Below are 19,203 nucleotides of genomic sequence, written 5' to 3' on the forward strand. Positions count from 1 at the left end.
GACAACGCCGGTAACACAAAGCCGGTAACACAAAGCCGGTCACCTCCCATGGAGGTGACCGGCTTTTGTGTGTGTACTAGGCGCCGTAGCCGTGCTCGCGCAGGGCCTGACGCGCCTCCTCGGCCACGTCGAAGGGACGTTCCACGCCGTCCACATCGCGGTAGTCCTGGGAGGCCAGTCCGCACCAGAGAATCGTGTCGGTGGCGCCCGCTCGCTCGACCGCCGCGCGAATCGCCTTCTCGGGGTTGGGGACCTCAAGAATGCGGTCGGCGGTGACCCGGGTACGAGCCCCGGCGATCAGCGCCGCGCGAATCTCGCCCGGGTTCTCCCGGCGGCTGTGGTGGTCGGTGATGATCAGCAGGTCGCTGCCGTCGGCGGCTGCGGCCCCCATATCGCCACGCTTGCTGGCATCGCGGTCCCCATCGGCGCCGGCGATCATGATGACCTTGCCCGCGGTGACCTGACGAACCGCATGCAGCGACTTTTCGATCGCATCGGGGGTGTGCCCCGAATCCACAAACACGGTGGGTCCGCTCTCGCCCGAGACTCGCACCAGGCGGCCGGGCAGCTGGGCGTTGATCTGACCGTCGGCGGCCAGCGCGCTGCCGATCGTGGCGAGCGACAGCCCGGCCTCGGCGAGCATCGCGATGGCCAGGCCGGCGTTGGAGGCCATATGGGCACCGATCAGCGGAATCCGGGTGCGCAGCGCGCCGAGGGCCGGGTGGTCCACCCGGAACTCGGTAAAGCGCGGGTTTTCGTTCTCGATGGTGACCATCCAGTCGGCCACGATGCCCGGCGCCAGGACGCCGGTGGTGCCGATCGTGGTGACCGGGATTCGCGCGCCATCACGCACCGCGAGGCCCGCCGGGGTGTCCAGGCAGACCACCGCGCGGCGCGCATACTCGGGGGTGAAGAGCTCCTGCTTGGCGGCGAGGTAGTTGTCCATCGTGCCGTAGTCATCGAGGTGGTCGTGGCTGAGGTTGGTGAAGCCCACCACGTCAAAGTGCACGCCGTCGATGCGGTGCCGGGTGAGCGCGTGCGCGGACACCTCGATGATCGCCGCATCCACGCCGGCCTCGATCATCGTGCCCAGCAGCGCGTGCACCTCGGGTGCCTCGGGAGTGGTGAGGTGGCTGATGACCGCCTGATCGCCGATGCGGCGCTCGGCGGTCGAGCTGAGTCCGGTGATCAGGCCTAGCTGGCGCATGATCGCGTCGAGGAAGTGGGCGGTGGAGGTTTTGCCGTTGGTTCCGGTGATGCCCAGGGTGAGCGCGTGCAGATCCGCGGTGCCGTACACGCGTCCGGCGAGCTTGCCGGCGAAGGAGCGGGGGTTCTCGGTGGTCACCAGCAGCGGCAGGTCCACGTCCTTCTCCCGCACCAGGGCCGCGCCGGCCGCATCGGTGAGGATCGCCACGGCCCCGCGCTCGCGCGCCTGATCGGCAAAGGCCGCCCCGTGGAATCGTGCCCCGGGTACACCGAGGAACAGGTCTCCGGGTTCGACCTCGGCGGCGGACATGCTCACGCCGCGCGCGCTGATCTCGCCGCCGTGATCATCGGGGCCGGGTTCGCCGGGCACGAGGGTCACTATCTCGCTCAGGAGTTCGGTCAGTGGCAGGGATACACGCTGTTGGGGTCTCACCCGTCTATCGTCTCACGCGCGGGCGATTTCGCGCGGGCGCTCGCCGAATGCGGGGGCGTCCGATCCGCGGCCCGGATCAAAAGTGTGTGCATAAGGAACGCACAGCCGATCATCCAGGTTTTCCCAGCGCTGTGCGGGGTAGGGTTATCTGGTGATTACGGTCTTGCTCTACATCCTTGGCATCGTGGTGATCCTGATCGGTCTCGCGATCTCGATCGGTCTCCACGAGGTCGGCCACCTGCTGCCCGCGAAGCTGTTCGGGGTCAAGGTGACCCAGTACATGGTGGGCTTTGGCAAGACCATCTGGTCGCGCAAGAAGGGCGAGACCGAGTACGGCGTCAAGATGTTGCCCCTGGGTGGTTACATCTCGATGATCGGGATGTTCCCGCCCGGCAAGGACGGCAACGTCCGCGACTCGACCACCGGTTTCCTGCAGACGCTCTCGGATGAGCGGCCTACCCTGCGCCGCGGGCACGGCGAGACCGAACTCGACGATCAGAACGCCGCGGATACCGTGACGCCTTCGGCCGAGGAGCTCGCCCAGGCGAACCTGCCCGCCGACGCTACGGTGCCCGACGGACGCCGCCGCTTCTTTGATCAGCTGGTCCAGGACGCCCGCGATTCCAGCGCCGAGACCATCGGCGAGGGGGAGGACCACCGCGCGTTCTACCGCCTGCCGGTCTGGAAGCGGATCATCATCATGCTGGGTGGTCCGCTGATGAACCTGTTCCTGGCGGTGCTGTTCATGTCGATTGTGGTGATGGGTTTCGGACTGCCGCAGTCCTCCACCACGATCGAAACCGTCAATGCCTGCGTGGTACCCGCCGGGTCTACGGCCACCAAGTGTGGTCCGGATTCGGCCCCCTCGCCCGGTGCCGAGGCAGGCCTCAAGCCCGGGGACAAGCTGGTGTCGCTCGATGACACCGCGATCACCTCCTGGACCCAGGCCACCGAGATCATCCGGGTGTCCCCGGGCAAGACCCTCAACCTGGTGGTGGAGCGCAAGGGTGCCGAGGAAACCCTCAAACTGACCCCCCTGCTGACCAAGCGATATGTGCTGGATGCCCAGAACCGACCGGTCAAGGATGCCGATGGGAAGTACAAGACCGAGGAGGTCGGGTTTGTGGGCATCGGCCCCGGCACCGAGACCGTGCAGGGCTCCTTCGGGGATGTGTTCCCGCTGATCGGCAACAACATCGGGGCCGTGGCCAACACGATTGTGCACCTGCCGCAGCGCCTCTACGACGTGGCCGTGGCCGCATTCGGGGGTGGCGAGCGTGACCCCAACGGCCCGCTGAGCGTGGTGGGTGTGGGGCGGATCGCCGGTGAGGTGGTCTCGAATCACAACATCACCGACAGTAATAAGGCGGCGTTTGTTTTCAACCTGCTGGGCTCGCTGAACGTCGCGCTGTTTGCGTTCAACCTGATCCCGCTGACGCCGCTGGATGGTGGACACGTGGCCGCCGCCCTCTGGGAGGGGTTGCGTCGTCGCATCGCCAAGCTGTTTGGTCGACCGGACCCCGGACCCGTGGATGCGGCCAAGCTGATGCCGCTGACCATGGCGGTGGCCGGGATCTTCCTGGTGATGACGGTGCTGCTGGTGTTCGCCGACCTGGTCAACCCGGTTCGTTTCTAACCCCGGGTTGGCATACCGATCGTTCGCTCTGGGCGTGCGATCGTGGCCCCAAGCTGAGTGCCATCCGGGAGTTTGACGGGGGTGAGGGCGTAAGATATCGACGTGGCTGCAATTAATCTAGGTCTTCCCAAGGTTCCCGAAACCCTCGCTCCGCGACGCAAGTCGCGGCAGATCAAGGTCGGTAAGGTCCTCGTGGGCGGTGACGCTCAGGTGAGCGTCCAGTCGATGACCACAACTCCGACAACCGATATCAACGCAACCCTGCAGCAGATCGCCGAGCTCACCGCGAGCGGATGCGACATCGTGCGGGTCGCCGTGCCGAGCCGGGACGACGCCGCGGCGCTGCCGATCATCGCGATGAAATCGCAGATTCCGGTCATCGCGGACATTCACTTCCAGCCGAACTACGTGTACCAGGCCATCGACGCCGGGTGCGCCGCGGTTCGCGTGAACCCGGGTAACATCCGGAAGTTTGACGACCAGGTGGGCGAGATCGCCCGTCGCGCCAAGGCCGCCGGGGTTTCGCTGCGGATCGGTGTGAACGCCGGATCGCTCGACCCTCGCCTGCTGCAGAAGTACGGCAAGGCCACCCCCGAGGCACTCGTGGAGTCCGCGGTGTGGGAGGCCAGCCTCTTCGAGGAGCATGACTTCCACGACTTCAAGATTTCGGTCAAGCACAACGACCCGATCGTCATGGTCAAGGCCTACCGCCTGCTGGCCGAGCGGGGCGACTGGCCGCTGCACCTCGGTGTGACCGAGGCCGGACCCGCCTTCCAGGGCACCATCAAGTCCGCGACCGCGTTCGGCATCCTGCTGGGCGAGGGCATCGGCGACACCATCCGCGTCTCGCTGTCGGCCCCGCCGGCCGAGGAGGTCAAGGTGGGTCTGCAGATCCTGCAGTCGCTGAACCTGCGTGAGCGCAAGCTGGAGATCGTCTCCTGCCCGAGCTGTGGCCGTGCCCAGGTGGACGTCTATACGCTCGCCGAGCAGGTCACCGAGGGCCTGAAGGACATGAGCGTTCCGCTGCGCGTGGCCGTGATGGGCTGCGTCGTGAACGGCCCCGGTGAGGCTCGCGAGGCGGACCTCGGCGTCGCCTCCGGTAACGGCAAGGGCCAGATCTTCGTCAAGGGTGAGGTCATCAAGACCGTGCCCGAGGCGCTCATCGTCCCGACCCTGATCGAGGAGGCCAACCGCCTCGCCGCCGCAATGCCGGTGGCCGAGGGCGGCGGCACCGGTAACGTGCAGGTCATGGTGGGCCCCAAGGGCTAACCCTCCCTCGTCATCACAAAACCCGCGTCCTCCCCGGAGGGCGCGGGTTTTGTAGTTTTGAAGAAACACCGGACCCGGAGCGCAGCCCGGGGCGCTAGCATGGGAACGTGGTTACGCGACTTTCAAACTATTTCCTTCGTACGCTCCGTGAAGACCCCTCCGATGCGGAGGTGAAGAGCCATCGACTGCTGGTGCGCGCCGGATATATCCGACGCCAGGCTCCGGGTATCTTCGCCTGGCTGCCACTGGGGCTCAAGGTAAAGGCGAAGGTTGAGGCGATCGTCCGCGAGGAGATGACCGCCGCCGGTGCCCACGAGGTGCACTTCCCCGCACTGCTGCCGCGCGAGCTGTACGAGGCGACCGGTCGCTGGAACGAGTACGGCGAGAACCTGTTCCGCCTGAAGGACCGCAAGGGCACCGACATGCTCCTCGCTCCGACCCACGAGGAGGCCTTCACCGCGCTGGTCAAGGACCTTTACGGCTCCTATAAGGACCTCCCGGTCACCCTGTACCAGATCCAGGACAAGTACCGCGACGAGGCACGGCCCCGCGCCGGCCTGCTGCGCGGCCGTGAGTTCACGATGAAGGATGCCTACTCTTTCGACCACACCGACGCCGGCCTCGAGGCCAGCTACCAGGTGCAGCGCGACGCCTATGAGCGCATCTTCACTCGCCTGGGACTCGAATACGTCATCGTGAAGGCCGACGCCGGTGCGATGGGTGGCTCGCGTTCCGAAGAGTTCCTGCACCCGACCGTGATCGGTGAGGACACCTTCGTCCGTTCCGCCGGTGGGTACGCCGCGAACGTCGAGGCCTACGTGACCGAGGTGCCCGCCGAGATCGCGATCGAGGGTCAGCCTGCCGCCTCGGTGTTTGACACCCCGGACAGCGAGACCATCGAGAAGCTCGTGGCCGCCGCCAACGCCGACCACCCCCGCGCCGATGGCCGCGAGTGGACCGCCGCCGACACCCTGAAGAACGTCGTGCTGAAGCTCACCAACCTCGACGGCTCGACCGAGCTGCTCGTGATCGGTCTGCCCGGCGACCGCGACGTGGACCTCAAGCGCGTCGAGGTGGCCGTGGCTCCCGCCGATGTTGACCCCGCCGAGGCCGAGGACTTCGCCAAGAACCCGGGCCTGGTCAAGGGTTACATCGGCCCGTGGTCGCCCGCCGGCGCCGTGCTCGGTGAGGAATCCGCCACCAAGATCCGCTACCTGCTGGACCCCCGCGTGGTGTCCGGCACCAGCTGGATCACCGGTGCCAACGAGGCCGGAAAGCACGTGTTCGGCCTGGTCGCCGGTCGCGACTTCACCGCCGACGGCACCATCGAGGCCGCCCAGGTTCTCGCCGGCGATCCCGCACCCGACGGCTCCGGCCCGGTCGAGCTCGCTCGCGGTGTGGAGATCGGCCACGTCTTCCAGCTCGGTCGCAAGTACGCCGAGGCCCTGGGCCTCAAGGTGCTCGACGAAAACGGCAAGCTGGTGACCGTCACCATGGGTTCCTACGGCATCGGTGTGACCCGTGCCCTGGCCCTGCTGGCCGAGCTGAACTCCGACGATAAGGGCCTCGCCTGGACCCCGGAGATCGCCCCGTTCGACCTGCACATCATCGCCACCGGTAAGGACGCGGCCGTCTTCGACGCCGCCGAGACCGCCGTGGCCGACCTGGAAAAGCACGGCTTAGACGTGCTCTACGACGACCGCCCCAAGGTGTCCCCGGGCGTCAAGTTCGGCGACGCCGAGCTGCTGGGCGTCCCCACCATCGTGATCTTCGGCCGCGGCGTTGCCGACGGCGAAGCCGAGCTGTGGGACCGTCGCACCGGCGAGCGTACCCCGATCAAGATCGAGGAGTTCACCGCCGCCCTGGTGGCCGCCCGCGGCTAATCGCCGATCTGAAAACGCCGCCGATTCTCCGGGGAATCGGCGGCGTTTTCTGTGAACCGGCAATCGAAATCGCCTACAAGAATGGCCGCCGCTCCGAACGGAGCGGCGGCCATTGTGGTGTGCGGGTTAGGCTGCGGCGGCCACCTCGGGGGAGGGGGTGGTGAGGCGGCGGGCGGAGATCATCATGATCAGGAAGATCAGCGTGTAGGAGATCGCGCCAACCAGGAGCGCGGTGCGGATGCCCGAGCCGGTGGTGATTGCGCCGAGGATCGGGGCCGCGCCACCTTGGAAGACATAGCCGATCAGGTACCCGCCGGAGACCATGCTGGCGCGGTGTTTGGGGGCGGCGAAGCGGGTGAGGATGGTCAGCCCGGCCGTGAACGAGAGGCCGTAGCCGAGCCCGGCGAGGGCCGAGGCCACAAAGTACAGGGCCAGGCTCGGGACGCTGCCGGTCAGATCGAACAGCCACAGCCCGATGATCAGGGTGATTCCGGCGGTGAAGGTCAGCGAGCGCACGTGCCAGGTGCGGGTCAGCAGGGATCCGGCGGCCACCATGACCGGAAAGATCGCCATCAGGGATCCGGTGACCAGGGCGTTGTTTGAGCCGGCCAGGGTGTGCGCGATCTGGGCGCCAAGCGGGAGGATCAGCGCACCGCACAGGTAGGCGGCGCTGATCGTGAGAGCCCCGATCCCAAACAGCTTGCGCGAGCCTCGGGGGATCGCGATCGGGCGCACCCGCCACCGTCCGGCGGGCTCGGCGGGGTTGTGGCGCGGGAGGGCGGTTGCGAAGACAAAGACCACCAGGGTTACCGCGGCCAGCACAAAGAAGTTGAGGTGCAGCGGCAGGGGTGCGTACTGAATCAGCGCGCCGCCGACCAGGGTCGAGAGGGCGAGGCCCACGGCGGTCGCGGTGGTGGTAACCGAGCCCGCGCGCTCCTTCTTGCCCGGGGCCGCGAACTCAACCATCGCCACGCTCGCCGGGCTGAGGGCCAACCCCACACCGGCCCCGATAAACAGCCGGGCGATGATCAGCCAGGCGTAGCCCGGGGCGAAGGCGAACACCAGGGTTCCGATGATCTGGGCACCGAGGCCCAGCAGGATCGTGTTGCGGCGGCCGATGTAGTCGGAGAGGTTTCCGAAGAGGACCAGGACCACGATCAGCATGGCAGGGTAGGCCGAGAAGATCCAGGTGGCGTCCGCGGAGCTGATGCCCCACTGCGCCTCGTAGAGCGGATAGGCGAGGGTGGGCGCGGCGCTGGACCAGAGCGCGAGGGCCGCGACGGCGGCCGCGGTCCAGAAGCTGGCGCGGGATGACAGGGTGGGCATGGGTTCCTAACAAACGAGTGCTGAGTAGTAAAAAACAATCTAGATCACCTAAGTAGATTTTTGCAACTCAGGTGGGTAAACTTTTTGTTATGACCGGCCACACGCAGTCCCCAGATCCCACACTCGACCCCGAGCTGTGCCCCGTGCATCGCAGCCTGGAAATCGTCGGGGATCGCTGGACCATGCTGATCCTGCGCCGCGCCCTGCTGCGCGGGACCACCCGGTTTGCGGACTTCCGCGACGGTCTCCATATTGCCCCGAACATTCTCACCGACCGTCTCGGCAAGCTCGTAGATGAGGGCATCATGGAGCGCCACGGCTACCGGGAACCGGGCTCGCGCGAGCGCTTCGAGTACGTGCTGACCGAGGCCGGACGCGAGTTCAATATGCTGGTGAGCGCGCTCGCCGGTTGGGGTGCCAAAAATCGACCCCTGGAAAACAGTCGCCGGGTGGATGCCTATACCCTGGACGATCAGCGGCCGGTGGAGCTGGCCTACGTGACCCCGGAGGGGGAGCGGGTGGATCCGCAGCGCGTTTCCACTCGCCGCCGCGATCTGGGAGATAACCCTCGGTAGCCGTTGAATCACGCAGGTTCCCGTTGATGAATACCGAGTTGCGGGGAAATGCGATCGGCGAATCGTCCAGGTAACGCATTGGAACGGGCATGTTTTTTGCCCGCGCTGCGCCCTAATCTCCTGGGTATGAGCCACACAAACCCACGCTTTCCCCTCCCCGAAATCCCCTCCGACCAGCGCAGTGCCGCGGTTGCCGGATGGAGCGAGCCGGTGGAGCTGCCCACGTACCTGCCCGGAACCCCCGAACGCCTGCCCGCGTTCCTGGAGAATCGTGTCTACCAGGGATCCTCGGGGCGGGTGTATCCGCTGCCCTTCATCGAATCGGTCAGCCACGAGGCCACCACCGAAACCTGGCAGGCACTGCACCTGGAAAACCGCTATCTGCGCCTGGTGATTCTGCCCGAGCTCGGCGGCCGCGTCCACATCGCCGTGGACAAGCTCACCGGCAAGGACCTGTTCTACCGCAACGACGCGATCAAGCCCGCCCTGGTGGGCCTGGCCGGCCCCTGGATTTCCGGCGGCATCGAGTTCAACTGGCCTCAGCATCACCGCCCCGGTACCTTCCTGCCGATGGACTGGAGCATCGAACACGAGGAGGACGGGTCGATTACCGTCTGGTGCTCGGACCACGATCCCTTCGCCCGAATGAAGGGCATGCACGGCATCCGGCTGCGCCCGGACAGCGCGGTCATCGAGGCGCGCGTGCGCGTCTTCAACCGCACCGACACCACCCAGACCTTCCTCTGGTGGGCAAACGTCGCGGTGCGGGTGCACGATGAGTATCAGTCCTTCTTCCCCGCCGACGCCCACGTGGTTGCCGACCACGCCAAGCGCGCCGCCACCGCGTTCCCCGCCGCCGACGAGCCCTACTACGGCATCGACTACGCGGCCCGGGCGCGGGTCGGGGATCCCGAGTTCATCGCCGAGGACGCCGACCGCATCGACTGGTATCGCAACATCCCGGTACCCACCTCCTACATGTGTGTGGCCAGCGGGGACGACTTCTTCGGGGGCTATGACCACCACACCGGCCTCGGCTTCGCCCACATCGCCGATCACCACGTGTCGCCGGGTAAGAAGCAGTGGACCTGGGGAACGGCACCGTTTGGTCGCGCCTGGGATGCCAACCTCAGCGACGACTCCGAGCCCTATGTGGAGCTGATGGCCGGGGTCTACACCGACAACCAGCCCGACTTCACGTTCCTCACCCCGGGGGAGACCAAGACCTTCAGCCAGTTCTGGTTCCCGTACCACGGCATCGGACCGCTGACCCAGGCGAACACCGAGGCGGCGATCCGGCTGAGCATCGAGGGGGAGGGAGCCGAGCGCAACGCCGTCATCGGTGTCGCCAGCACCGGCGTGCGTGAGCGCGTTCGCATTGCCCTGGTGGACGTCGAAGGCACCGAGGTGTGGTCCACCGAGACCGCGCTGAAGCCCGGACACCCGCTGCTGACCCGGGTGTCGGTCGCCGTCGAGGGTGACCTGCGCCTGATCCTGACCGATGCCGCTGCCGACGCCTCCGCCGACGGGGCGATCATCCTCGAGGCCTCGACCGAGTACCGTGATGCCTCCGCCGACGGTTTCGACACCGCGACCGAGCCGCCCGCGCCTGCGGACATCGACTCGGTGGATGAGCTGTATGTGACCGGCGTGCACCTGGTCCAGAACCGGCACGCCACCCGCTCACCCGAGCCCTACTTCCAGGAGGTGCTGCGCCGCGATCCGCTGGATGCTCGCAGCAACGTCGCGCTGGCAAGCCTCCGGCTGACCACTGGCCGCCTGGCCGAGGCCGAGGAATACCTGCGTACCGCGATCACCCGCCAGACCCGGCGGAACCTCAACCCGATCGACGGCGAGGCACTGTATCTGCTGGGCGTGGTCCTGGTTGCCCAGGGCCGCGATACCGACGCCGAGGAGGCGTTCGGCAAGGCGGCCTGGAACTTTGCCTGGCGCAGCGCCTCCCACCTGCAGCGCGCACGCATTGCCGCGCGGGCCGCGCGCTGGAGCGATGTGCGCGAACACGCAGAGATTGCCGCGCGCTTTGACGCCGACAATCTGCAGGCCTTCGCCCTCCGGGTGCTGGCGCTGCGGGCCCTCGGCGAGGATCGGCAGGCCGCCGCGGTCCTGGCCGAGGCGCGGACGTTGGATCCGCTGGATGCCTGGCTGCGGGACCTGGAGGAGAACGAATCGCGGTCGCCCGGGGATGCCGTCACCGGCCTCGCCGCGACCTCCGACCCGAGTATCGCCGGCGGCTTTGCCGCTCTCACTGAGTCGTCCGGCCCGAGCGACGCGGGCATTCTCCGCGACGTGGCCGGCGAATATGCGGCGCTCGGTCTCACCGAGGATGCCCTGCGGGTGTTTGCGGCCGCGCAGACCGCCGCCCGGGTCCGCCCGGTCGAGGGGGCCGGAGACCCCGCCGTGCTGATCGCCTACTATCGCGCCGAGCTGCTGGAATCGCTGGGCCGTTCCGAGGAGGCCGCCGCGGCGCTCGCCGATGCACGCACGCTCTCGGCGGATCGCTGCTTTGCCGCGTCCCTCGCCGATGCTCAGCTGCTGGAGCGCCGCATCGCCGCCACCGATGACGCCCGCGCCCACACCCTGCTCGCGCACTGGCTCTACTTCCACCGTCGCTACGCCGAGGGCATCACCGAGCTGGAGCATGCCGAGCGTATCCAGCCTGGGGATCCGGTCGTGCTGCGCGGGCTGGGACTCGCGGCCCACAACGTGCAGGGCGATCCCGCCCGTGCGGTCGAGTATTACGCTCGGGCGGTGGCCGCGGATCCCGCCGATCCCAAGCTGCGTTTCGAGGCCGATCAGCTCGCCCGTCGGGTGGGAACCCCCACCGCCGCGCGCCTGGACGCGCTGGCCGCGGCGGGGGAGGCCGCCCGCGACCGCGACGACCTGGCCCTCGCCTACGCCGAACTCCTGGTGTTGGAGGACCGGATCGACGAGGCCGTCGCCCTGCTATCCACCCGCCAGTTCAGCCCGTGGGAGGGCGGCGAGGGCGAGACGATCCGGGTCTGGTCGCTGGCTCAGCGCGCGGTGGCCGCCCGGGCGCTCGCCGCGGGCGACCCCGAAACCGCGCTGGCCGCACTGCGCAGCGTGGTGACGGTGCCGGGGAACCTCGGGGAGGCCCCGCATCCGCTGGCCAACCGGTCGGACCTGTACCTGGCGCTCGGGGATGCGCTCGCCGTCGCTGGGCAGGATTCCGCGGCCGCCGAGGCCTGGACAACCGCCGCCCACAGCGCCGGGGACTTCACCACGATGCTTGAGGTGCCGCACTCGCCGATGACGTACTACTCGATCCGCGCCGCTCGCCGCCTGGGCGAGGATGCGCTGGCCGAGCGGCTGACCCGGGAACTCGGCGAGTATGTGGCCGATACCCGGACCAGGGTCGCGAAGATCGACTACTTCGCGACCTCGCTGCCCTCGATGCTGATCTTCCACGAGGACGTTCAGCAGACACAGGACAACCTCCTGGACGTGATGGAGGCCCAGCTTGCGCTTCTCGCCGGAGACGTCGCTCGCGCGGCCGACCTGCTCGCCACTCGCGCGGCCGAGGACCCGGCCAACCCGCTGGTGCGGGCGCTGCATGCCGACCTGGAAACGGTGAGTGCCTAGCGCCCGCTAATCGAACCGCCCGCGAATACCGCGCTCAGCCCTTGTGCTGGTCGCGGTATTCGCGCGGGGTGGCGCCGTGGAGCTTTTTGAACTGCCGGGTGAAGTACAGGGCGTCGGGATAGCCCACCTCGGCGGCGATCGCCGCGACCGTTGATCCCGTGGTGTCCAGCAGTTCGCGGGCGCGGCCCATCCGCAGCATCGTTTGATACTGGAGCACCGGATACCCCATCTGCTTGCGAAACAGTGCGCTGAAGTGCGAGGCGCTGAGCGAGGCCATCGCCGCCAGATCGGGCACGCTGATCCGGTCGGCCATATGGGCGCGCAGGTAGTCCACCGCGTGTTCGATCACGTCCTCGCGCTGGCCCGACTGCGCCCGCTCGGTGGCCAGCAGCGTCAGCGCATGCCAGGCCGCCCCCGATGCGGCGAGCAGGCTCGTGGTGGTGGAGTCACGTTCCATCCAGGCCAGAACCTCGGCCATCAGCGAGACGATCGGGTACAGATCCCGCGGATAACGCACCGGGGTTGCCGGGGTGATATCCGCGACACGCAGAAACGATGCCACCTGGGGACCGGCCACATGGAACCACCACAGGGTCCACGGATTCTCCTCATTGGACCCGTAGGAGTGCGGCAGACCCGGCGGCAGGATGACCACCTGCCCACGCTCCACCTCGAATCGTCCAGCCTCGGTTTCGCACCAGCCGGCCCCCTCCACACACGCCAAAACCACGGCCTGGGGGATCGGGGAGATGCGCCGTCTGCCGTGGGATTGAGCCTTGGGGAAGTATCCGCAGTCGGTTACCACAAGCCCCAGTGTCCCCTCCTGCTGGAGAAATTCGCGCGCCCGGGGGCGGGGGAGGACCAGCATGCGCTGTCCGGGAAAACCATCGGGAATGAGCATGCCAGAATTCTTGCGCAGGATCATCGAAATGTCCATATTGTTCGCGGCTTCCTTCTACGCCGTGCGGGTCTGCCCGCTTAAATTGGATACATTCGGTCGTGGAATCAGTCGCCTGAGCACACACCGATTGTGAAATTCCCCCAATGAATTGGAGTCAAAGATGACCCGTAAGCACACCCGATGGCTGGGTGCCGTAGGAAGCACCATCCTGGCCACCGCGCTGCTGGCAGGCTGTGTGTCCACCGGCGGCGAGGCACAGGGCCCGAAGGAGGGCCCCGATTCCGAGGGACCGCTGATCCTGCAGTCCCGCTTCACCGACGCCGAAAAGGGCGGCCTGGAAGAACTGGTCAAGACCTTCAACGCCAAGGGTGAGGGCACGGTCAAGATCAACAGCATCCCGACCCAGACCTTCAACCAGCAGCTGCCCTCCTACCTGACCTCGAAGAATCCGCCGGACGTCTACACCTGGTACGCCGGTCAGGCCACCCGCGACTTCGCCGACCAGAACCTGCTGCTGGATCTGAACAGCGTCTGGGACAAGAACAAGGCCGACTTCCCCGAGAACCTCGCCTCGCTGAGTGAGGATGCCAAGGGGACCAAGGTGTTTGTGCCCACCAACAACTACTGGTGGGGCGTCTACTACTTCAAGAGCGATTTCGAAAAGCTCGGCGTGACTCCGCCCAAGACCTGGGACGAGTTCCTGGCCCTGTCGGAGAAGATCAAGGGCGAGGGCGTGACCCCGATCACCATGGGGCTCAGCGACAACACCTGGCTGGCTTCGGCCTGGTTCGACTATCTGGACCTGCGGATCAACGGTGCCGACTTCCACCAGGAGCTGCTCGCGGGCAAGAAGTCCTATGACAGCCCCGAGGTCAAGAAGGTCTTCGAGGCGTTCGCGCAGATCCTGCCGTTTGTGAACCCCTCAACCCTGGGGACCACGCACAACCAGGCGATCAGCGACTTCTCCCAGGGCAACGCGGCCATGTACCTGCTGGGGGCCTGGGCTCAGCCGGCGATCCCCGCGGACAAGAAGGACGATCTGGCCTTCTTCCAGTTCCCGGTGATTGACCCCTCGGTGCCGATCGCAGAGGAGGCCCCGACCGACGGCTTCATCGCCAGCGTCAAGACCACCAAGCCCGAGCTGACCAAGAAGTTCCTCGACTTCATCGCCAGCGCCGAGGCGCAGACCCAGCTGGCCAAGGGCCAGGACGGGACCGCGCTGCCGGCAAACCTCAAGGCTACGGTCACCCTCGACGCCCTGGCGACCCAGGGCAAGGACATGATCCAGTCGGCCAAGTCGGTGACCCAGTTCTTCAACCGTGACGCCGGGGATGCGCAGCAGACCCCCGCCGACACCGCCCTCACCTCGTTCATCGCCAACCCCGGAAACATCGACCAGATCCTCAAGACCTGGGAAGATGCGTCCCAGAAGATCCGAGCTAATTCGTGACAATCAGTACTCCGGTACGCGGGCGGCGGCGGATCAAGGTTCCGCCGCCGCTCGTCTTCGTACTCGTTCTTGTTCCCTTCCTCATCGAAGCCGTCGGCGTGTTCTGGCCGGCCTTCCAGGGCATCTCGCTCTCGTTCCTGCGCTGGAACGGGATCGGCCCGGCCACCTCGGTCGGCGTCCAAAACTACACCGACCTGTTTTCGGATCCGATCTTCCTCACCGCGCTGAAAAACACCGCGATCTGGATTGTGCTCTTCGGCGGCATCTCGTTCCTTGCGGGCCTCGGCGTGGCCCTGCTCTTCCAGTCCGAGCGGCGCGGCGTGGCCATCTACCGCACCGCCCTGTTCCTCCCCATCGTCTTCTCGCTGGTGGTGACCGCGCTGATCTGGGGCGCGTTCTTCCAGCCCAATGGTGTCCTCAATAACGTCCTCGACGCGGTGGGTCTGCACGACTGGACCCGCGTTTGGCTGGGCGACTCGGACACCGCCCTCTACGCCGTGATCGTCGCCGCGCTGTGGCGCGAAATCGGCTACGTGATGGTCCTCTTCATCGCCGGACTCAAGGCCCTGGACCCCTCGGTCCAGGAGGCCGCCCGGATGGACGGCGCCTCGGCCTGGCAGCGCTTCCGCTTCGTGACTCTGCCGCAGCTGCGCAGCGTGACGATGGTGGTGATCTCGGTCCTGCTGATCGACTCGCTACGCTCCTTCGACATCGTCTGGGCCATGACCGGTGGCGGTCCGTATCACTCGACCGAGCTGCTTAGCACCTACATGTTCTCGACCGCGTTTAGCTCCCACGCCCTCGGCTATGCCTCGGCGATTGCCGTGGTGATTTTTGTGCTGGCCATCGCCGTGATCATCTCCTACCTTGTCCGTGCCCTGTCCGAGGAGAAGGAATCTTGACCGATACGCTCCCGTCCCGCCGCGAAACCCTTCCGGTTCCGGCACCCCGGCCCGCGGTCCGGCGCGGCTCGCGCCGTCGCCGCGCGGCCACCGCCGGATTCCACACCACCGGCATCCTGATCTCCGTGGCTTGGTTCCTCCCGATCCTGATCGTGCTGATCACCTCGTTCCGCACCTTCGATGACGTGGCCAAAAACGGCATCGCCAGCATCCCGCGCACCTTCACCTTCGATACGTATGCGCAGGCCTGGCAGCAGGGTGACCTGCTGCCCGCGCTGGTGAACTCGATGATCGTGACGATCCCCACCGTGGTGCTGACCCTGCTGCTGGCCGCGGCCGCCGCCTTCGGGCTCAGCCGATTCAAGATTCCCTTCCGTCGCACGATCCTCCTGATCATGCTCGCCGGAAACCTGCTGCCGGTGCAGATGCTGCTGATTCCGGTGACCCGGATCACCCAGCAGATCGATGTCTATGACACCCTGGGCGCGCTGATTGCGGTGCAGATCGCGTTCGGTCTGGGCTTCTATACCTTTGTGCTCTACGGTTTCATGCGTTCGATTCCGCACGAGCTGCAGGAGGCCGCGACCCTCGATGGTGCCGGGGTCGGGCGCATTTTCATTCAGGTGATTCTGCCGCTCACCCGGCCCGCGCTCGCGGCGCTCGGGGCGCTCTCCTTCACCTGGATCTTCAACGACCTGCTGTGGTCGATCACCCTGCTGCAGAGCTCGGAGAAGCTGCCGATCACCGCGGCCGTGCTCTCCCTGCAGGGACAGTATGTGTCCAGCTGGTCGGTGATTGCCGCGGCCACAGTGGTCGCCGCGATCCCCTCAACCATCGTCTTCCTTGTGTTCCAGCGCAGTTTCATCGGGGGCCTGGCCCTCGGCTCGGTCAAGTAGTAAAGAGGTTTTCATGTCTTCCGAATTTGTGTATCTGCGTGCCGGTGGCACCGGCGTCATCGTCTCCCTCGCCGAGGCGCGGCTACCGCGCATCCTCTACTGGGGCGAAGACCTGGGCACGATCGACGATGCGGAGGTGGCCACCATCGCCCGGGCCGCGCTGCCCGCGGTGGGCGATAGCCCGGTGACCTACGCCCAGCCGATCCCCGTGCTCGGTCAGCTCAGCGAGGGCTGGATGGGACGCCCGGGGCTGGTGGGGGACAGCGCCGGTCGCCGCTGGGCGGCGAAGTTTGCGCATGTGGAGGCGCGCACCGTGTCCACGGCCGAGGCCGAGACGCTGATCGCCGATGCCACGGATCCCGAGTATGGCCTGACGCTGCGGATCGAGATCGAGCTGCTGCACGCCAGCGGTCTGATCCGTCAGCGCGCGACCCTGACCAACGCGGCCGCGGACACCTTCCGGGTGGACGGCCTCGAGCTTGCGCTGCCCGTGCCGCAGGCGGCGACCGAGATTCTGGATCTGACCGGACGCTGGTCGCTGGAACGTGTGCCGCAGCGCCACGAATTCCACGTGGGCGAGTGGGCGCGCACCTCGCGCGGCGGCAAGCCGGGGCTCGAACACACGCTGCTGATCGCGGCCGGTGAGGCCGGATTCGGGTTCCGTTCGGGCCGGGTCTGGGCTACGCACCTGGGATGGTCGGGCAACCATACCCTGGTGGCCGAGCGCACCCCGGCGGATGTGCGTCGCCTGGCCGCGAGCGAGGTGCTGGCCTCGGGGGAGGTCGAGCTGGCCCGGGACGCGAGCTACACCACCCCGTGGCAGTACGGGGCCTGGGGCGAGGGGCTGGACGAGTTGTCGGCCCGCTTCCACCGCCACCTGCGTGCGCTGCCGGCCTATCCCAGCTCGCCGCGTCCGGTGATCGTCAACACCTGGGAGGCCGTCTACTTCGAGCAGGATCTCAATACCCTGATCGCCTTCGCCGAGGAGTCGGCGAAGATCGGGGCCGAGCGCTTTGTGGTGGACGATGGCTGGTTCCTCGGTCGACGCGATGACACCACCTCCCTCGGCGACTGGATCGTGGACCCCGCGGTGTGGCCCACCGGGATCGAACCGCTGGTGGACCGGGTCGAGGAGCTGGGGATGGACTTCGGGCTGTGGTTTGAGCCCGAGATGATCAACCTGGACTCCGAGCTGGCCCGCGAACACCCCGAGTGGATCTTCGATGCCGGCCACGGTGTGGGCCTGCCCTCGCGGCATCAGCACGTGCTGGATCTCGGCAATCCCGAGGCGTACGCGCTGGTACTGGAGCGGATCTCGACGCTGATTACCGCGCTGCGGATCACCTACGTCAAGTGGGATCACAACCGTTACCTGCTGGATGCCGGCCACGCGGAGGACGGCCGTCCCGGCCTGCGCGCCCAGACCCTCGCCGCCTACGCGCTGATGGATGAGCTGGCCGCGCGACACCCGGGCCTGGAAATTGAGTCCTGCGCGAGTGGCGGTGGCCGGATCGACCTGGGCGTGCTGGAGCGCACCCAGCGGGTGTGGCCGAGCGACTGCAACGATCCGCACGAGCGCCTGGAGATTCAGCGCTGGACCTCGCTGGTGGTGCCGCCCGAGCTGCAGGGCACCCACATCGGAGCCGAGGAATCGCACACCACCCACCGCTCGCATCCGCTGAGCTACCGCGGCGAGAAGGCCGTATGGGGGCACCTCGGCGTGGAGACCAATCTGCTGACCGCCGATGCCGAGACCAAGCGCGGGGTGGCCGCCTGGATCGACTTCCACAAGGCTCACCGGGCGCTCCTGCACGGCGGCACCGTGGTGCACGCCGACCTCTCCGAGCCCGCGGCCCGGTTTGAGGGGGTGGTCTCGCCCGCGCGGGATGAGGCGCTGTATGCGTTCTCGATCACCGAGCGGCCGCGCACCTGGCCGGTCGGCCGGATCGGCTTCCCGGGGCTGGATGATGCCGTTCGCTACACGGTGAGCGCGGTTTATCCCGATGGCACGCGTCCCTCGGGGGTGCAGCCGCCGTGGATGGAGGAGGGCGTCACGCTGAGCGGGAAGAGCCTGCGGCTGGTGGGACTGGAATCGCCCTCGCTGGATCCCGACCGTTCGGTGCTGTTCCACGTGGTGGCGGTTTCTGATGGTGACGTTTCCGATGGTGCGGGCAACTAGCCCGATCACCCTCACGCTGAACGATGGCGGCGCGCGTGTGCGCGCCGCCATCTCGTGCGTGGGGGCGAGTCTGCAGGGCTTCTGGGTGAATGACACCGCGCTGGTCTGGGGGAGTGCGGATGCCGCGCGTCCCGTCTCGGCCTCGGGCGTCACCCTGGTGCCCTGGCCCAACCGGGTGCGTGGTGCCCGCTGGGAGTGGGAGGGTCGGGTCTTCGAGCTGGAGCCCACCGAGCCCGCCCGCGGCAATGCGCTGCACGGGCTGCTGGCCGATACCGCGTTCGAGGTGCGCGAGCTGCGCGCCTCCACGGTGCTCCTGGGGGCGCGGATCCGCAACGCCCCCGGCTACCCGTTTGCCCTGGATGTCCTGGTGGAATATGCGCTTGAGGCCGCGGGAATCCGGGTGCGCACCACGGTGACCAACGCCGGCGAGAGCGCGGCTCCGGTCGCCCTGGGAGCACACCCGTACTTGCGCCTGGGCGACGTCCCCGCGGCCGAGCTCACGCTGGAAATTCCGGCGGACGAGGCGCTGCTGCTCGATGCCGAGGACCTGCCCGACCGGGTGGTACCGGTCGCGGGCACCGAGTGGGACCTGCGCGCGAGCGTCCCGGTCCTCGACGGTCCGCAGCACCTGGGCTTCACCGCGCTGAGCGCTCGCGACGGCGTGGTAACCAGCATCCTGCGGGGGCGAGACGCCGCCGTCGAACTCTGGATGGACCCGCGCTTTCGCTGGCTCCAGATCTATCTGACCCGCGATTTCCCCGGCGTGGGCCCCGATCACCTGGCCATCGCGGTCGAACCGATGACCGCGCCCCCGGACGCCCTAAACTCGGGCACCGACCTGCACCGCCTGGAACCCGGCGAGACCTGGACCCTGGACTGGGGCATCCGTGCCACCGGGCTTGCGCCCTAACCCCGAGGCGGTGTCC

General features: G+C 67.3%; 13 protein-coding genes. 10 read left to right on the plus strand and 3 right to left on the minus strand.

Annotation, left to right across the window (positions count from 1 at the left end):
- Positions 1-76 precede the first annotated feature (76 nt).
- Positions 77-1,576 carry a Mur ligase family protein gene (locus IE92_RS0100435; protein WP_245601190.1) on the minus strand — a complete coding sequence of 500 codons (1,500 nt, stop codon included), beginning with the start codon at positions 1,574-1,576 and terminating at the stop codon, positions 77-79.
- 214 nt (positions 1,577-1,790) lie between these two features.
- Here IE92_RS0100435 and IE92_RS0100440 point away from each other — a divergent pair, with 214 nt between their 5' ends.
- The 3 genes from IE92_RS0100440 (at position 1,791) to IE92_RS0100450 (ending at position 6,427) form a co-directional block, all read left to right on the plus strand.
- Positions 1,791-3,275 (plus strand): M50 family metallopeptidase, encoded by a 1,485-nt coding sequence (locus IE92_RS0100440; RefSeq protein ID WP_030142906.1) that lies wholly within the window; start codon positions 1,791-1,793, stop codon positions 3,273-3,275.
- A 102-nt stretch (positions 3,276-3,377) separates the two neighbouring features.
- A complete protein-coding gene (gene ispG, locus IE92_RS0100445; RefSeq protein WP_030142907.1) occupies positions 3,378-4,544 on the plus strand; it encodes a flavodoxin-dependent (E)-4-hydroxy-3-methylbut-2-enyl-diphosphate synthase in 1,167 nt (388 codons plus the stop codon).
- A gap of 107 nt (positions 4,545-4,651) precedes the next feature.
- The gene (locus IE92_RS0100450) at positions 4,652-6,427 is read left to right on the plus strand and encodes a proline--tRNA ligase (protein WP_030142908.1); all 1,776 of its coding nucleotides are present in this window, start codon (positions 4,652-4,654) and stop codon (positions 6,425-6,427) included.
- Between the two features lie 126 nt (positions 6,428-6,553).
- Here the strand turns inward: IE92_RS0100450 and IE92_RS0100455 are convergent, their stop codons facing one another.
- A complete protein-coding gene (locus IE92_RS0100455; RefSeq protein ID WP_030142909.1) occupies positions 6,554-7,753 on the minus strand; it encodes an MFS transporter in 1,200 nt (399 codons plus the stop codon).
- An 89-nt stretch (positions 7,754-7,842) separates the two neighbouring features.
- Between IE92_RS0100455 and IE92_RS16310 the strand changes: the two genes are divergently transcribed.
- Both IE92_RS16310 and IE92_RS0100465 read left to right on the plus strand, forming a co-directional pair.
- Positions 7,843-8,328: a winged helix-turn-helix transcriptional regulator gene (locus IE92_RS16310; RefSeq protein ID WP_051701428.1), complete on the plus strand. Its 486-nt coding sequence runs from the start codon at positions 7,843-7,845 to the stop codon at positions 8,326-8,328.
- Between the two features lie 126 nt (positions 8,329-8,454).
- Complete coding sequence (locus tag IE92_RS0100465) at positions 8,455-11,949, plus strand: DUF5107 domain-containing protein (RefSeq protein WP_030142911.1); 3,495 nt, start codon at positions 8,455-8,457, stop codon at positions 11,947-11,949.
- 34 nt (positions 11,950-11,983) lie between these two features.
- Here IE92_RS0100465 and IE92_RS0100470 read toward each other — a convergent pair whose 3' ends face one another.
- Positions 11,984-12,850: an AraC family transcriptional regulator gene (locus tag IE92_RS0100470; RefSeq protein WP_187976530.1), complete on the minus strand. Its 867-nt coding sequence runs from the start codon at positions 12,848-12,850 to the stop codon at positions 11,984-11,986.
- A gap of 160 nt (positions 12,851-13,010) precedes the next feature.
- Here IE92_RS0100470 and IE92_RS0100475 point away from each other — a divergent pair, with 160 nt between their 5' ends.
- The 5 genes from IE92_RS0100475 to IE92_RS0100495 are packed head-to-tail and all read left to right on the plus strand — an operon-like array spanning position 13,011 to position 19,187.
- Positions 13,011-14,300, plus strand: a complete 1,290-nt coding sequence (locus IE92_RS0100475; RefSeq protein ID WP_030142913.1) for an ABC transporter substrate-binding protein — start codon at positions 13,011-13,013, stop codon at positions 14,298-14,300.
- Positions 14,297-15,202: a carbohydrate ABC transporter permease gene (locus IE92_RS0100480; RefSeq protein ID WP_030142914.1), complete on the plus strand. Its 906-nt coding sequence runs from the start codon at positions 14,297-14,299 to the stop codon at positions 15,200-15,202. Before IE92_RS0100475 ends, IE92_RS0100480 begins: the two co-directional genes overlap by 4 nt.
- Positions 15,199-16,098 carry a carbohydrate ABC transporter permease gene (locus tag IE92_RS0100485; RefSeq protein WP_051701431.1) on the plus strand — a complete coding sequence of 300 codons (900 nt, stop codon included), beginning with the start codon at positions 15,199-15,201 and terminating at the stop codon, positions 16,096-16,098. Before IE92_RS0100480 ends, IE92_RS0100485 begins: the two co-directional genes overlap by 4 nt.
- A 13-nt stretch (positions 16,099-16,111) precedes the next feature.
- Positions 16,112-18,277, plus strand: a complete 2,166-nt coding sequence (locus tag IE92_RS0100490; protein ID WP_043321254.1) for an alpha-galactosidase — start codon at positions 16,112-16,114, stop codon at positions 18,275-18,277.
- Positions 18,261-19,187, plus strand: coding sequence for an aldose epimerase family protein (locus IE92_RS0100495; protein WP_030142917.1), 927 nt, complete (start codon positions 18,261-18,263; stop codon positions 19,185-19,187). Before IE92_RS0100490 ends, IE92_RS0100495 begins: the two co-directional genes overlap by 17 nt.
- Positions 19,188-19,203: the final 16 nt, after the last annotated feature.

Source organism: Mycetocola saprophilus, assembly GCF_000718085.1.
Classification (GTDB): Bacteria; Actinomycetota; Actinomycetes; order Actinomycetales; family Microbacteriaceae; genus Mycetocola; species Mycetocola saprophilus.

Bases quoted from the DNA above. Each gene is read 5' to 3' on its own strand.
- IE92_RS0100455 (WP_030142909.1), bottom strand. From the start codon at position 7,753: ATGCCCACCCTGTCATCCCGCGCCAGCTTCTGGACCGCGGCCGCCGTC.
- IE92_RS16310 (WP_051701428.1), top strand. From the start codon at position 7,843: ATGACCGGCCACACGCAGTCCCCAGATCCCACACTCGACCCCGAGCTG.
- IE92_RS0100465 (WP_030142911.1), top strand. From the start codon at position 8,455: ATGAGCCACACAAACCCACGCTTTCCCCTCCCCGAAATCCCCTCCGAC.
- IE92_RS0100470 (WP_187976530.1), bottom strand. From the start codon at position 12,850: ATGCTCATTCCCGATGGTTTTCCCGGACAGCGCATGCTGGTCCTCCCC.
- IE92_RS0100475 (WP_030142913.1), top strand. From the start codon at position 13,011: ATGACCCGTAAGCACACCCGATGGCTGGGTGCCGTAGGAAGCACCATC.
- IE92_RS0100490 (WP_043321254.1), top strand. From the start codon at position 16,112: ATGTCTTCCGAATTTGTGTATCTGCGTGCCGGTGGCACCGGCGTCATC.
- IE92_RS0100495 (WP_030142917.1), top strand. From the start codon at position 18,261: ATGGTGCGGGCAACTAGCCCGATCACCCTCACGCTGAACGATGGCGGC.